Origin of the sequence: Sutterella seckii, assembly GCF_009183815.1 — a bacterium.
Taxonomy (GTDB): Bacteria; Pseudomonadota; Gammaproteobacteria; order Burkholderiales; family Burkholderiaceae_F; genus Sutterella; species Sutterella seckii.
In genome coordinates, this window is sequence record NZ_WEHX01000270.1 from 1 (window position 1) to 321 (window position 321).

Genomic DNA, 321 nt, shown 5'->3' on the forward strand with positions numbered 1-321 from the left:
CGGATCATCTTTGCCACCCGCTTCATCTCTGGAATGCGGGCGTGCATCAGCCAGCTGCAGAACTCCTTGAGTTTGAGCTCGGCATCCTCTCTGGTCTCGCAATTCTGATAGATGTTCTGCAGGCTGAGGCGCATTCGGTAGGCTCTGCCGGTCTGCAAATTCAACTGCGAGAGAGCCATCTGCTTGATTTGTTGTACCTTGTTGAGATTCTGGAAATTCTTCAGCCAAAGGTACCGTGATTTCTTAAGCACGCCTTCGGTCTTGGATTCCCTGCGGCGCACTTGATCCAAGGCATCATTGCAGTTCTTGACTACGTGGAAC

The 321-nt window shown here is 51.7% G+C and carries 1 protein-coding gene; it reads right to left on the reverse strand.

Annotated elements, in window-relative coordinates:
- Positions 1-281 (reverse strand): transposase (locus GBM95_RS12140; protein WP_264298112.1); only part of this gene is annotated, 281 nt, incomplete at its 3' end.
- Between the last annotated feature and the right edge of the window lie 40 nt (positions 282-321).